We start from the raw sequence: 13,885 nt of genomic DNA on the forward strand, positions 1-13,885 counted from the left end.
GCTTTCGCAGGGTGGTGGTTGCCCCGGACACCGTCGGGTCGAATGCGCGGCAGTGGGATGTGAAACGGCGGATAAAAAACACCACCGCCGTCGGTGGGGCGGGATTTTCCCCACCCCGCCGACGGCGGTGGATGGCGCTACCGTGCCGGGACCGGATGCGTGCCCGGCCGGGCTGGCTGGCTGTTTTACACCTCGTCGGGTGCGGAGTACTTCATGGCGGAGGGATCCGGACCCTGGTCGGGGTTGGGGTCGAGGTCTTTTTCATCGACCACCCCGTCATTGTTGGTGTCCGGGTTGCCGGAGGCCTGGATGGCGGGCAGCACCTGGGAGCGGACGGTGAACAGGCTGCGGACGGTTTCTTCCATGATGGCGTCCTTCATGGCGTTGAACATGTCGCCGCCTTCTTTCTGGTATTCCACCAGCGGGTCACGCTGCGCCATGGCACGCAGGCCGATGCCCTCTTTGAGATAGTCCATCTCGTAGAGGTGCTCGCGCCACTTGGTGTCGACCACCGACAGGATGGTGGAGCGTTCCAGATCCCGCATGTTGGAGATATCGCCGGTGAGCTGTTCGACACCGTCTTCCAGTTCTGTGTACTGCTCCTGGGCGTCCTTGATCAGCGTTTCCAGCAGATCGTCGGCGGCCAGCTCGCCCTTCGGGCCGCAGTCGGGGGATTCCAGCAGTTCTTTCCACCCCTTCGACGGGCCGTAGAGGGATTCCAGGGCCTTCCACAGCTTGTCCATGTCCCAGTCCTCGACATAGCCTTCGGAGGTCTCGGCCGCGACATAGGCGGTGATGGTTTCCTCGATCATGTTGCGCACCTGCGGGGCAACATCGGCGCCGTCGAGAATCTGGCGGCGTTCTTTGTAGATGACCTTGCGCTGCTCATTCATGACCTCGTCGTATTTGAGCACGTTTTTGCGCATCTCGAAGTTCTGCTGCTCAACCTGGGTCTGGGCACCCTTGACGGCGTTGGTCACCATTTTCGCCTCGACCGGAACATCATCGGGCACATTGAGGCGGTTCATCATGTTTTCCATCGACTGGCCGACGAAACGCACCATCAGCTCGTCACGCATCGACAGGTAGAAGCGGGTCTGGCCCGGGTCGCCCTGACGGCCGGAACGACCGCGCAGCTGGTTGTCGATGCGGCGGGACTCGTGGCGTTCGGTACCCAGCACATACAGCCCACCGGCCTCACGGACCTTCTCGGCGTATTTCTGCTGGCGGGCCTTCATCTTCTCGATTTCCTCATCCCAGGCGGCCTCGTATTCGTCCGGGGTTTCCACCGGGTCGAGGCCCCGCTCACGCAGGTTGATGTCGGCGAGAATATCGGGGTTGCCACCGAGGACAATGTCGGTGCCGCGGCCGGCCATGTTGGTGGCCACTGTCACCGCACCGGGCAAACCGGCCTGGGCGACGATTTCGGCTTCTTCCTCGTGGTGCTTGGCGTTGAGCACATGGTGTTTGATGCCTTTGCGCTGCAGCAGCCCGGACAGGTATTCGCTTCGTTCCACCGAGGTGGTGCCCACCAGCACCGGCTGGCCTTTGTCGACGCATTCGGCAATATCGTCGGCCACCGCGGCGAACTTGGCTTCCTGGGTCTTGTAGATCAGGTCGTCGAGGTCTTTGCGCTGGTTGGGGCGGTTGGTCGGAATCTGGACCACATCAAGCTTGTAAATCTGGTGCAGCTCACTGGCTTCGGTTTCGGCGGTACCGGTCATCCCGGCCAGCTTGTCGTAGAGACGGAAGTAGTTCTGCAGGGTGATGGTCGCCAGGGTCTGGTTTTCGTTTTTGATCTCCACGCCCTCTTTGGCTTCAATCGCCTGGTGCATGCCCTCGTTGTAGCGGCGGCCGGGAAGCACACGGCCGGTGAACTCGTCGACGATGAGCACCTCGCCGTTGCGGACAATGTAGTCCTTGTCGCGGGTGAACAGCTCCTTGGCTTTGATGGCGTTGTTGAGGTAGCTGACCAGCTGGGAGTGCTCGGGGGCGTAAAGGTTGTCGATGCCGAGCTGATCCTCGACGTAGGAGACACCTTCCTCACGCACACCGATGGTGCGTTTGCGGTGGTCGACCTCGTAGTGGATTTCCGGCTTCATGCGCGGCACGATCTCGGAGAAAGCGTGGTACCACTCGCTCGAGCCGTCGGCCGGCCCGGAGATGATCAGCGGGGTACGGGCCTCGTCGATGAGAATCGAGTCCACCTCGTCGACGATGGCGTAGTGGTGTTCGCGCTGCACCAGCTCGTCGAGTGATTTGGCCATATTGTCGCGCAGGTAGTCAAAGCCCAGCTCATTGTTGGTGCCGTAGGTGATATCGGCGTTGTAGGCTTTGCGCCGCTGCGGCGGGGTCATATCGCCCAAAATAACGTCGGTTTCAAGCCCCAGGAAACGGTGCACGCGGCCCATCCACTCGGAGTCGCGTTTGGCCAGGTAGTCGTTGACGGTGACCACGTGCACGCCCTTGCCCTCCAGGGCGTTGAGGTAGGCGGGAAGCACACAGGTCAGGGTTTTACCTTCACCGGTTCTCATCTCGGCGACGTTGCCGAAGTGCAGGGCCGCACCGCCCATGATCTGAACCTTGTAGTGCTTCTGGCCGAGAACACGCCACGATGCCTCACGGGCAACGGCGAAGGCCTCCAGCAAAAGATCATCGACGCTTTCCCCTTTGGCGAGACGGTCTTTGAACTCGCCGGTTTTCGCCTTGAGGTCGTCATCGCTGATATCGGCGTACTGCGGCTCAAGGGCCATCACCTGGTCGGCGATTTTGGCGAGCCGTTTGACGGCGCGGCCTTCGCCGACTCGGAGAATGTTGAGCATTTTGAACACGGGCAGTCGTCCTTTGAAAGTAATCCGGGAATGTATACGTTCGCTATTGTTTTTTGGGCCGGTGCGGTCGACGGCATCCGCGACACCACGGAAAAAACCGGTGCCAAAGGGCATCCTCATTACTCCGGTCAACCGTGGCAAACGGTCGGCAACGGCCTGGTCGGATGGATGCCGGCGGGTACACCGCCCATATCACCGGTTCATTCTACGCAACCGGTCCACACACCTGATGCACCGCCGCTGGCTAAAACAAGGCCAAACCCGGATCGGGTGCCACACTCACCGGCACCCGATCCGGGTTTGCTCACAAGTTTTCTGCCGTGTCACCGGCCCGGTCACCGCCCGGCGGGAAGCAGGTTTTTTCAAAAAACCGGGTTGCCATCCCACCTGCGGGACAGACCTTCCGGGATGGGGCTTGCCATCCCGGAAGGTGTGCTCCGGGGGTTAGCCGTTGTCTTCTTCCTCGGCCAGGGTGATCAGGCCGTAGTCGAAGGCGTGGCGGCGGTAGACCACCGACGGGCGGTTGTTTTCCTCGTTGACGAACAGGTAGAAGTCGTGTCCGACCAGTTCCATCTCGCTGAGAGCGTCATCGACGCTCATGGGGGTGGCGGAGTGCTCCTTGCGGCGGACGATCTGGCCGGGGACAACATCCTTGACCGAATCGGCGTAGGGGTCGTTGTCGAATTCGGACTGCTCCTTGGCCGCCTGCGGCTCACTCAGATCAGCGACAGCGGCTGCCGCCATTTCACCGGTGGACAGGGGGGCACGGTGTCCGGAACGGGCGATCTTGCGGCGGGCCTTGACCTTGCGCAGGGAACGCTCCATACGGGCGAGAGCAGTTTCCAGGGCGGCGTAGAAGCTGTCTTCCTTCGCCTCGGCGCGGGCAATGTGCCCCTTGCCGGTGGCGGTGATCTGAATCTTGTCGGACTGGTCACCACGGCGCGGGTTCGGCTCATGGTGCAGTTCGACATGGAAGAAGGTCAGCGTCGGGTCGAGTCGTTCGATCTTCGCCAGTTTCGTGTTCACGCGCTCGGCGAAGTGGTCGGGGACCTCGACATTGCGGCCGGTGATAGAGACCTGTGTCTCCGGTCGCAGGGCGCTTTCATTGTCAGCAGGTGTGGTCACGTGCTTTTACCTCCCGGTATCGGCTCACCCCGGCACTGTGAGCGGGATTACTGACAGTGCCCTCGGGTGACGGGGACTTCCACGGCCAATTCTACCTGTGGGCGCCACCGGCTGAAGGGGTTGAAAAACACAATCCGGCAAAAACCCGGGAAAGCGGACTGTTGCTGACTCGTTAACGCAGTTCAAATTTTCTCCCCCACCCCCTATGCGGGGGGCCTGCGGGTATGGCAAGCCCAACCGGCGGTTGCCCCACTGGTCCGGTAATTCTCCGCTCCCCGCCCGGAGCACACGGGGCCGGGCTTGTTGCCGGCCCCGACCACTAGTTGGCGACCACCGGCACAGCCCGGGTGCCCTGCACCGCCGGAACTTCCCGCCAGAAGGCGGCTGCCGAGGCTGCGGCGGGAAGCTGCAGCATGGCGTGGGCGTCGGTGAGATACAGGGTGGAGGGGCTGGCGGCCACCGCCACCACCGGGGCAGTGATATTGCCGCTGGGCAGCGGCGTCAACGAGGATCCGTCGGTTTCCACATGCCACACCGGGGTGGCCGGCGAGGAGGTGCCCACCACCAGTGAGCCGTCCTGCAGCCAGTCCAGCGATAAGGCGGTATCCCCCAGGGCCGGGGCGATTTCGGTGGCGTTGGCGATCGCCCGGTCACCGGGTTTGGGCCGGGAGACCGTCGACACCCACACCGACCCGTCGCGGATGAATGCCACCCGCACACCGGTCGGTGACAGCCGCAGCACACTGATCGGCTCCCCGGGCCCGTCGGGCGACTGGCCGGAAAGAACAGAAGAATCGACTTCGATCTGCGACATCTCCCCGGTGGAGGTCGACCGGGCGATGCGGGTGATGGTGCGCCCGTCAACCACACTCCACACGGCGGTGGCCTCATACTCGAACGACGGGCGGGTCAGTGTCCTGGCTTCCTGCACTTTGGTCGTCGGCCCGCCCACCGGCCCGAGCACCAGTTCAGAGACTTTGCTGTCCCCGCTGCCCCGGCTGATCACCGCAGCGGCCACTCCCCCGGAGGAGGACACGTCAGCTGATTCGACCTGCTGGGATTGACCCAACGGACCCGGCACCGGGGTGACGGTGTAGCCGTCGATGGTCGACAGGGAACCGTTTTTCAGCGCATACAGCGGGGAGATGGTGCCCGCCTGCGCATTGGGGTTGAATTCGGCGACATCCTCCACCGAAAGCTCCAGATGATCCGGGTCAATCGGGGTGCCGTCCAGCTGCACCCGGTAGGGGCCGGGGATTCCGGCGCGGGCCAGAACCCACACAACCTGGGCCGCAAAACGGTGCCGCTCGTCGGAGTCCAGATCCTCGAATCCGGTAAACCCGTAGACCCCCTGCTCGTAGCCGGCGAACACCCCGGTGGGCGGGATGTCGTTGACCACCCCGGGGGCGAGCAGTTTCTGCGGGCCTTCCATCAAAAGTGACAGCAGCGCGGTGTCCAGGCTGGCCTGGCCGTTGTAGACCCACCGCCGGTCACGCACCAGCATCCGCCCCGACGGGTTGAAAAAGAACAGTTCCTGCGGGGTGTAGCGGTTGCGCAATTCGGTGCGTTCCATGATCACCCCGGGCGGCAGGGCCGATATCCGCCACTGCCCGCCCGTGCGTGACAGTTCCATTTTCGCCTCGTAGGAGGCGTTTTCGGGGGTGAACACACCACCGGTTTCCAGTTTGCCGACCACCGTGCCGCGCACCACGTAGGAGATGTTGTCTTCACTGGCCCCGGGTTCGGCATTCAAATCGATCCGGTCCAGAATGAGGGTGGCCGCCGAATCATCCCACCGCTCTGCCACCGACGGGGTCAAAAACGCCCGGGCCGCCTGGTGTTTCTGGGTCGGTTTACCGGAAGCGGTGAAAAAATCGCGCAGCAAAAGATCCGGTTCCTGGCCCGGGGTGGGCGCAATTTCCTCTTCCGTCGACGGCGCCGGGCTGAAACTGCGCACCACCTGCGGTGAGGAATCCCCCGGCAGGCTGGTGCAGCCGCCCGCGACAAGACACACCGCAGCAAGGACAGCCGCGGCAGCAGCCCTGCGCCCGGTCCGGGTTACCCGTGTGAAACCTGCTGTTGTCATCATCACAGTCCTCGCTGCCCGGGGTTCTCGGTTCCGGGATGATCCATCCCGGCCGACGGGTGGAAGATGTGGGTCACCCCGTCGGTATCGGCTTGCGCATCAACCAGACTGTCATCAAACCCACGGAACCCGGACACCATCCCGTTGTCCCGGGCGGGGGCCGAATCCACCGGCTGCGGTACCGGCTGGACTTTCGGTTTGCCGGGCGGAACATGCGGGGCCGGGACCGCCAGCGGCAGCGGTGAATCGGTGACGGTCTGGCCGGGGATGCGGGGAATGGTCAACCGGAAGCAGGATCCGATCCCCGGTTCGCCGCACGCGTCCAGTGTCCCGCCGTGCAGCAGGGCGTCCTCGTGGCTGATCGCCAGCCCCAGGCCGGTCCCGCCGGAATGCCTCACCCGGGAGGAATCAGCCCGCCAGAAACGGTTGAACACCAGTTCTTCCTGGCCGGGTTTCAGCCCCACCCCGTGGTCGGTGACGGTGATCGCCACGGCATCGGTGGTTGCCGCCAGCACCACTTCCACCGGGTTGCCCTCCGAATGGTCGATGGCGTTGGCCAGAAGATTACGCAGAATCCGTTCAATGCGCCGGGTATCGACGGTGACGATCACCGGCTGGTCGGGCAGCCGGAAGGTGACCTCCACCCCGAGTTCATCGGCCAGGTGGGACACCTGCGGCCACACCGAGGTGATGCAGTTGCGGATATCGACTTTTTCCTCCGACAGATCAGCCACCCCGGCATCGTGGCGGGAGATTTCCAGCAGATCAGCCAGCAGCGATTCGAAGCGGTCCAGCTCGCGGGTCATCAGTTCACTGGCCCGGGCGGTGTAGGGGTCGAGTTCGTCTTTTTTGTCGGCGATCATGTCGGCGGCCATCCGCACCGTGGTCAGCGGGGTGCGCAGCTCGTGGGAGACATCGGAGGTGAACTGTCTTTGCAGGTTGCCGTATTCCTCCAGCTGGGTGATCTGCTTCGACAATGATTCGGCCATGGCGTTGAAGGAGTCGGCCAGGGTGGCCATCTCGTCTTCGCCTTCCACCCGCATGCGTTCTTTGAGATGTCCGGCGGCGAAACGCTGCGCAATCCGCGAGGCCGACCGCACCGGGGCGGTAACCTGCTGGGTCAACAGCCAGGCGATCCCGAGCAGCAGCACAATCAGCACCACCCCACCGGCCGAGAGCAGCCCACGCATCAGCGCCAGGGTTGATTCCTCGTTTTCCAGCGGCAGGACCAGATAGACCTGCAGCCCGGGGATATCCGAATCAGTGGGGGTGCCGATGATCAGCGCCTTGTAGGTCGACCCGTCGGCCCGGTTGATGGTCGAATACTGGTAGGCCACCTGGTTTTTCGACACGAACTGCCGCAGTGAGGCGGGTATCCGGTAGCCCTCCGGGGAGGCGGTGACCGTATCGTCGTTGCCGGTGACAATGACCACCGGTTCGAAGACGGCCGTGGAATCGGCCGACGTGGATCCGGATCTGTTGGTCAGGGCGGCGCGCGCCGAATTCAGCCTCACCTGCAGCGTGTTGGAGGTGTCGGTGGCCGCGATCTGCTGTTCCACGGTGGCCCGGGCCCGCTCGATCTCGCTGGTGGCGATGGTCAGTTTCGAGTCGACCAGCTGCTGGGCGACAAACGACACCATCACCAAACCCAAAATCAGCACCACCGCAGATGAAGCGGCCAGAATAGAGCCGATCACCCTGACCTGCAGCGACGTCCGCCAGGAGGTGAGGGCTTTATTTTTCAGCCTTGTGGAAAACGAACTGATGGCGCTTGATCCTCGTCGGTCAACCACACCACAGCGGCGGACGTGCCGCCGCCGGTGGTGTACGGGTGGGAAATGGGTGAAAACTTCAAAAAACAACGTCTCCGGCGGCTATTCGCCGGTTTTGTAGCCCACCCCACGAACAGTGAGCACGATCTGCGGGTTTTCCGGATCCTGCTCGATTTTGGCGCGCAGCCGCTGCACATGGACATTGACCAGCCGGGTGTCGCTGGCATGCCGGTAGCCCCATACTTTTTCCAGCAGTTCCTCGCGGGTGAACACCTGCCGGGGTTTGCGGGCCAGTTCCAGCAGAAGATCGAACTCCAGCGGGGTGAGCTGAATTTCCTCCTCACCGCGGGTGACCATGTGGCCGGGAACATCGATGGTGAGATCCCCGACTTCCAGCAGCTCGGCGGGATCTGTTTCCTTCCGCCGCAGCCGGGCACGGATGCGGGCGACGAGTTCTTTCGGTTTGAACGGCTTGTTGACGTAGTCGTCGGCACCCGATTCCAGTCCCAGCACCACATCGACGGTGTCGGTTTTCGCGGTGAGCATGACAATCGGCACCGAGGATTTCTGGCGGATCGCCTTGCAGATGTCGATGCCGTTCATGCCGGGAAGCATCAAATCCAGAAGGATCAGATCGGGTTGTTCCCGTTCCGCGGTCGCCACTGCCTCAGCCCCGTCCATGACGGCGACAGTCGCGAAACCCTCGGCCTGCAGGACCAGGGTGAGCATCTCGGAGATCGCGGGGTCATCGTCGACGACGAGGATTTTCGAATTCATGGGATTCCTTAGCAACAAGCTGGGAGAAAAACGGTGGGCACGGGCGCCAGTGACACTCTACTGCCCTTCCGACACCCCTTCCGGCGGGATGTCCTCTTCCGAAAATATCACGCACCCGCCGCGCGAGTACCGCGGCATCGGCTGTCTGCCCAGTTCAAACTGGTTGACCCACCCCATCGCCTCCCCGGATCCCACCGCACCGCCGGCCGCATCCACCGGCCGTGTCCGCGGCACGGCCCCAAAAACCTTCCCCGGAAAAACTGCAGGCTCGCGCCACCCCCGGCGCGGGGATACGTCAACCAGCCGTCACCTTTTTCCGGAAAACACCCGTCGCCGGCACCGGCAGCACAACCGCTGTCACACAGTTGTGTGATTGCGCCGCAGGTCATCTGGAACACGGCCACTATCTTTCGATCACGCATGGTTTTTCATCGAAGTGCTCGATGGCATCATCATCCGTCCATGCCGGAGAACATGAGTTTTTTCCGCCCCCAACAGCAAAGGACTTCCCATCATGGCCACCGCCGAAACCCCCGACCTGCCGCAGCAGCCGACCACCGCCCCGGGAAACAAAACCACGGGGGCGGGCAAAGCCAAAGGCTGCGGCATCGCCCTTGCCGTACTGGCGATGATCGCAGTCGTCGGCTCCTGTATCTCCAACGGGGATACGACCGCCACCGACACCACGACAGCTGCCGGCACCGCCGGTGCCGCGCCGGCGGGCGGGCAGTCGGGTAGTCCGGCTGCGCAACCGGCCGCCGAGCAACCGGCGGTGGCCAGCGGTGACACACCCGCTCCGGCGGAGGCCGCCCAGCCGCCGACCGACGATGATGTGCCCCGGGAGTTCAGCAATGCTGTGCGTTCGGCGAACAACTACCTGTCATTCCAGGGATTTTCCGAACGGGGCCTGTTTGAGCAGTTGACCAGCCCCTACGGTGACAAGTTCCCGGACGATGCCGCCCAGTGGGCGGTTGACCATGTCGCTGCCGACTGGAATGAGCAGGCGGTGCGCGCCGCAGAAAACTACCTGTCCATGAGTGGTTTTTCCAAAGCCGGCCTGGCTGACCAGTTGAGTTCGGATGCGGGGGATAAATTCACCGAAGAGCAGGCGCAGTACGCCGTGGAGCATGTTGACACCGACTGGAACGACAATGCCCTGCGCAGCGCACGCAGCTACGCCGAGATGGGCATGTCGACCGCAGCCATCAAAGATCAGCTGCAGTCGGATTTCGGGGAGAAATACACTCCGGAGCAGGCGCAGTACGCGGTGGATCATTTGGGCCAGTAGCAGGCCCTGCGGCGGCGGTGTGTCAGTCGGCGCCGTAGCCCAGGCTGTCAAGAATATCGCTGGCGGTTTGCCGCGGGCTGTTGACCCCTGCGGCAACCACATGCCACGGCGACGCCCAGCCGGTGGCCGCCAGATCCCGGTAGGCGTTCAGGGTCGCCGCCTGCAGTGCGGTATCGGATTCGTAGGCGTCCACTGCCCGGGAGGGATCGCCGGCGGCCCGGCTGCTGGCCCGCTGACCGGCTACCGCCGGGTCGGTGGCCAGCAGAATCTGCAGGTCGGGGGTGGGCAGACCCAGGAAGCCGAATTCCAGATCATAAACCCACTGCGCCACAGAGCTGTCGGAGGTGCGGGCCACCGAATAGGCGGCGTTGCTGGCCACATACCGGTCCAGCAGCACCAGACAGTCCTGCAAATCCCCGCCGGGCGCGTAGCGGGCCAGACGGTCTTTCGCACCGGCCCGGTCCAGGGCGAACAGCACCGCCATGCCGTTGACCGAGTCGGTGAGATCGCCCATTTTCCCGTAGAGCGCCTGCCGGGCCAGCTGCGCCTCGACGGAGACCCCGTAGCGGGGAAAAGCGATGACTTCTGCGTCAATCTGGTTGCAAATGGCAGTGACGAGGGTGTTTTTTCCGGCCCCGTCGATACCTTCAATGCTGATGATCACGGTTGGTGGTCGTCTCTTTTTTCTGCGGCACACCACCTGCCGACGGCGGGTGTGCGGTGGATGGGCAACAAAGGGCGGATGCGGGCGGCGGGATTTACCCCACGTCCGCGGAGGACAGCGCCTCAATGAAGGAATCCAGGTCGGCTTCCACCTCGACGGCTTCCAGGATGTCGCAGGCGTCGGTGAACATCTGTTCTTCCCCGTGTCCGATCAGTTCCCGGATGAAGGGGTAATCTTCGACGACTTCGCCCGCGGTATACGGTGCCCCGGCCCAGATGGCGGCGATGGTGGCTGCGGCCCGGCCGATGAGCAGATCATCATCGGTGATGTTGGGGTCCCGGGTGACAAGAGCGCAGGCGTCGGCGACGGCTTCGACGATCTCCTCACCGTCAAGATCGGCGAGTTCATCGAAGAAGTCCTGGCTGGTGTCTTCGTTGAAAATCATCAAATCCCATGGCTCCATGACGGACTCCTCACTGGTCCCGGCAAGCGGGTGGTAAACGGTACTTTTTGGAAAAAACTAGGGAGCGGACACGACCGGTCGGGGGCGTGGCGGGGCACGCGTGCCCGCCGCCGGTGGCGGCTGCACACTGTTTACCCTTCAGGTCCATGCTAGTCTCGCAGCGTTACCGGATTGTGACAACTGGCGATCCGGTGTCGGTGAAACTACCACCACCGTAGCGCCACGGCACAGTATTCGTGGTCAGGTTGGTCGACGTGTCCGGAAAAGTTTTTTTCCCCGGCGCGCCCCGCCCGCCGCTGGCGTGGCACAGGCAACCCGGTGTAGGTTGGCGGCACCGGTTGCGTGGGGGCTTGCCGCCGGCACCGGCTGGACGGTGTGGTCCCGTCCCAATCGTTGTCCCCGCCCCCACGGCATCACCCTGTGCCGCGCAGCAGCTGCCGCGGCAGGCGGTGTTTTTTCTTCCCCCGCAGGTTGGTTTGACACAAAAGGAGGCCCCATGGCACGGCGCAACCGCACCGGCGCGGTGTTTGCGGCCGTGGGCCTGCTGTCGGCCGGGATGGCCGGCATCCACCACCTGCAGTCCCCCACTGACGGTGATCCGGCCAATCAGGCCGGGCCCGCCAGCACCGCGGCAGCTGCGCCGGCCGCCACCCGCACGCAGACGGTCCCCGGCACCGATATCCCTGCCGCCGCTGATTCGTCGACCGCGTCACCGGTGCCATCACTTCCCGCCCCCGCCGCGCAGACGGCAGCCCCGACACAGCTTTTCGCCCATGATCCCCTCCTGCCGCCGCATGCCCATTTAAGCCGCAGGCACGGCACCACACCACAGCCGACAACCACTTATTCCCCGCAGCCGGTGGCGCCGAAAGCGGAAATCGTCGGCGGCCTCACGGGTTTCCCGCTGCCGCCGGAACCGACCTATCTGGACCACCGTCCCGTTCCGTGGGGCAGGCCGGAAAACCGGGAACCGGCCCCGGCGCTGCCGCCGACGGCACAGGCCACCACCACCGCCCCGGCGGACAAGGGCACACCGGCCGGCACCGGCTCACCCACCCCTGCCCCGGTGCCCACCGGCACCCCGCCGACGGGCACCCCCACCGATTCTCCGGTTCCCCCGACGACACCGGATAATCCGGAACCGTCAACCACCACGCCCCCTGCTTCCCCGGATCAGACAGGCACACAGCCAACCACGTCCCCGTCCGGCACACCACAGCCCACCCCGACCGAGGACGACCCGGGGGTGACGGGCACCCCGCCGACCCCGACGACGGGACCGGCGACGACCCTGCCGGAAGGGACCACGACCACAGCGCCGGCCGCCGAACCGTCGCCCACCGGCACCGACCCCACCGCGCCGGGGTCCCCGCGGACGGCACGCCCGGCCCCCGGGGCAGCGGCCGGCACGCCTGCCGCTGAAGCAGGTGACAGTGCGGCCCCCACCGGCCCGGTGGTCCGGCAGCCGGACAACGATCCCGCAACCGGTGAAACGGTGGCCGCCCGCCCCGACTGACCGCAGTGCCAGTCGGCACCGGGGTCGCCGGTGTTTTTCTCCCGCCCGGCGCGGATCCCGGTTGTGCCCTGTGCCCCTAGCAGCCGGCGAGGAACAGCTGGCCGGTTCCGGTGGCGTTGACCGGCCCGTCGGAATCCGGAATCCAGGCCGCCTGGGTGGGGTGGAGGACCAGTGTCTGGTTGTCCCGGACCCGCTGCAGGGTCACCGTTGCGCTGGTGCACAGGGCAATCCGCGGGCCGGATGCGGCAAGCGGCTGACCGCTGGTGGTGCACTCGTGGCGGGTGAGGGTGAATTCGGCGGCGGGAATGTCGTAGTCGGTCTGACGGCCGTTGCCGATGGTGGTGATACGCGGATCGGCCAGCGGATCAAAGGAGAGCACTTTGACCAGTTCGGGCACGTCGACGTGTTTGGAGGTCAATCCGCCGCGCAGCACATTGTCGGAGTTGGCCATGATCTCCACTCCCAGGCCGCTGATGTAGGAGTGCAGGTTGCCCGCGCCCAAAAACACGCCCTCGCCCGGGGCCAGATTGACTTTGTTCAGCAGCAGCGCGCCCAGCACCCCGACATCGCCGGGGTAGCGTTCGGCGACGGCCACAATCGTTGCCAGCACATCAGCAATCCACGGCTGATCATCGGGCCCGTGGCTGTCCAGGTAAGCCTGGGCGGCGCGGGTGACCGCATCAACCAGTGTGGTGCGGGTGGCCGCCGGCAGGGCGATCCAGGTGGTAAACAGTGCCCTGAGAGCCGTGTCCGGGTCCACCGGACTGGTTCCGTCGCCGGCCAGCATCCCGGTGTACTGGGCGAGTTCACGGCAGTTCAGGGCGGTGAACAATTCTCCTGTGGCAGCGATGGGGCGGAAACCGGCGAAAGCCTCAAACGGGGTGAGGGCCACCAGGGTTTCGGGTTTGTGGTTGTCGTCGCGGTAGTTGCGGTTGTCGGCATCGCGGGCAATACCGGCCTCATCCTCGGCGGCGCAGCCGGCCTCGGCCTGTGCTTTCGACGGGTGTGCCTGCAGGCTCAACGGCTCGGCGGCGGCCAAAAGTTTCAGCAGATACGGCAGCCGCGGCCCGTGGGCGGCGACAGCTTTTTCCCCCAAAGCGGCCACCGGGTCGGCGGCGATCAGGTCGTTTAATGCGGTGCCGTCGACTGTGGCCGGGGCGCCGGGGTGGGCGCCGAACCAGACTTCGGCCACCGGGGACTGACTGGGTCCGTCGCCGCGCATGGCCGGAATGAGCGTGCGCGATCCCCACGGGTAGGAGCGGACGGCCCCGGTCACAAGCTTCATGTGTAAAAAGTCACTTCCCTAGGTATCGCGGATACGGCACGGTTGCCCGTCTGCCCCGGGCGGTGTGCACCGTCCGGC

At 64.5% G+C, this 13,885-nt stretch carries 10 protein-coding genes; 2 read left to right on the plus strand and 8 right to left on the minus strand.

Annotated features, from left to right (window positions below; translation table 11 throughout):
• Nucleotides 1-185 precede the first annotated feature (185 nt).
• The 5 genes from secA to mtrA form a co-directional block, all read right to left on the minus strand.
• Nucleotides 186-2,822: a preprotein translocase subunit SecA gene (gene secA, locus JZY06_RS07575; RefSeq protein ID WP_242516841.1), complete on the minus strand. Its 2,637-nt coding sequence runs from the start codon at nt 2,820-2,822 to the stop codon at nt 186-188.
• Between the two features lie 453 nt (nt 2,823-3,275).
• Complete coding sequence (hpf, locus tag JZY06_RS07580) at nt 3,276-3,956, minus strand: ribosome hibernation-promoting factor, HPF/YfiA family (protein ID WP_207278956.1); 681 nt, start codon at nt 3,954-3,956, stop codon at nt 3,276-3,278.
• Nucleotides 3,957-4,275: 319 nt separating this feature from the next.
• On the minus strand, nt 4,276-6,045 hold the full coding sequence (lpqB, locus tag JZY06_RS07585) for an MtrAB system accessory lipoprotein LpqB (RefSeq protein ID WP_330617190.1): 1,770 nt from the start codon (nt 6,043-6,045) through the stop codon (nt 4,276-4,278).
• Nucleotides 6,045-7,787 (minus strand): MtrAB system histidine kinase MtrB, encoded by a 1,743-nt coding sequence (gene mtrB, locus JZY06_RS07590; RefSeq protein WP_242516843.1) that lies wholly within the window; start codon nt 7,785-7,787, stop codon nt 6,045-6,047. Before mtrB ends, lpqB begins: the two co-directional genes overlap by 1 nt.
• A 129-nt stretch (nt 7,788-7,916) precedes the next feature.
• Entirely contained in the window at nt 7,917-8,591 is a 675-nt protein-coding gene (mtrA, locus tag JZY06_RS07595) for an MtrAB system response regulator MtrA (protein ID WP_207278958.1), read from the minus strand.
• A 514-nt stretch (nt 8,592-9,105) separates the two neighbouring features.
• On the opposite strand from mtrA, the gene JZY06_RS07600 reads away from it, so the two are divergent.
• Nucleotides 9,106-9,879 carry an Ltp family lipoprotein gene (locus tag JZY06_RS07600; RefSeq protein ID WP_207278959.1) on the plus strand — a complete coding sequence of 258 codons (774 nt, stop codon included), beginning with the start codon at nt 9,106-9,108 and terminating at the stop codon, nt 9,877-9,879.
• A 22-nt stretch (nt 9,880-9,901) separates the two neighbouring features.
• On the opposite strand, the gene JZY06_RS07605 is transcribed toward JZY06_RS07600, so the two are convergent.
• Both JZY06_RS07605 and JZY06_RS07610 read right to left on the minus strand, forming a co-directional pair.
• A complete protein-coding gene (locus JZY06_RS07605) occupies nt 9,902-10,543 on the minus strand; it encodes a dTMP kinase (RefSeq protein WP_207278960.1) in 642 nt (213 codons plus the stop codon).
• A 94-nt stretch (nt 10,544-10,637) separates the two neighbouring features.
• Complete coding sequence (locus tag JZY06_RS07610) at nt 10,638-11,006, minus strand: hypothetical protein (protein WP_207278961.1); 369 nt, start codon at nt 11,004-11,006, stop codon at nt 10,638-10,640.
• Nucleotides 11,007-11,502: 496 nt separating this feature from the next.
• Here JZY06_RS07610 and JZY06_RS07615 point away from each other — a divergent pair, with 496 nt between their 5' ends.
• Nucleotides 11,503-12,522, plus strand: a complete 1,020-nt coding sequence (locus JZY06_RS07615) for a hypothetical protein (RefSeq protein ID WP_207278962.1) — start codon at nt 11,503-11,505, stop codon at nt 12,520-12,522.
• A gap of 76 nt (nt 12,523-12,598) precedes the next feature.
• On the opposite strand, the gene manA is transcribed toward JZY06_RS07615, so the two are convergent.
• A complete protein-coding gene (gene manA / locus JZY06_RS07620; RefSeq protein ID WP_207278963.1) occupies nt 12,599-13,807 on the minus strand; it encodes a mannose-6-phosphate isomerase, class I in 1,209 nt (402 codons plus the stop codon).
• Between the last annotated feature and the right edge of the window lie 78 nt (nt 13,808-13,885).

The organism is Corynebacterium mendelii (assembly GCF_017307055.1).
In the GTDB taxonomy this organism is placed as follows: Bacteria; Actinomycetota; Actinomycetes; order Mycobacteriales; family Mycobacteriaceae; genus Corynebacterium; species Corynebacterium mendelii.

What these genes read in the sequence shown, in the direction of transcription:
- secA (WP_242516841.1), bottom strand. Translation starts at nt 2,822, where the DNA reads ATGCTCAACATTCTCCGAGTCGGCGAAGGCCGCGCCGTCAAACGGCTC.
- JZY06_RS07610 (WP_207278961.1), bottom strand. Translation starts at nt 11,006, where the DNA reads ATGGAGCCATGGGATTTGATGATTTTCAACGAAGACACCAGCCAGGAC.
- JZY06_RS07600 (WP_207278959.1), top strand. Translation starts at nt 9,106, where the DNA reads ATGGCCACCGCCGAAACCCCCGACCTGCCGCAGCAGCCGACCACCGCC.
- manA (WP_207278963.1), bottom strand. Translation starts at nt 13,807, where the DNA reads ATGAAGCTTGTGACCGGGGCCGTCCGCTCCTACCCGTGGGGATCGCGC.
- lpqB (WP_330617190.1), bottom strand. Translation starts at nt 6,045, where the DNA reads ATGATGACAACAGCAGGTTTCACACGGGTAACCCGGACCGGGCGCAGG.
- mtrA (WP_207278958.1), bottom strand. Translation starts at nt 8,591, where the DNA reads ATGAATTCGAAAATCCTCGTCGTCGACGATGACCCCGCGATCTCCGAG.
- JZY06_RS07615 (WP_207278962.1), top strand. Translation starts at nt 11,503, where the DNA reads ATGGCACGGCGCAACCGCACCGGCGCGGTGTTTGCGGCCGTGGGCCTG.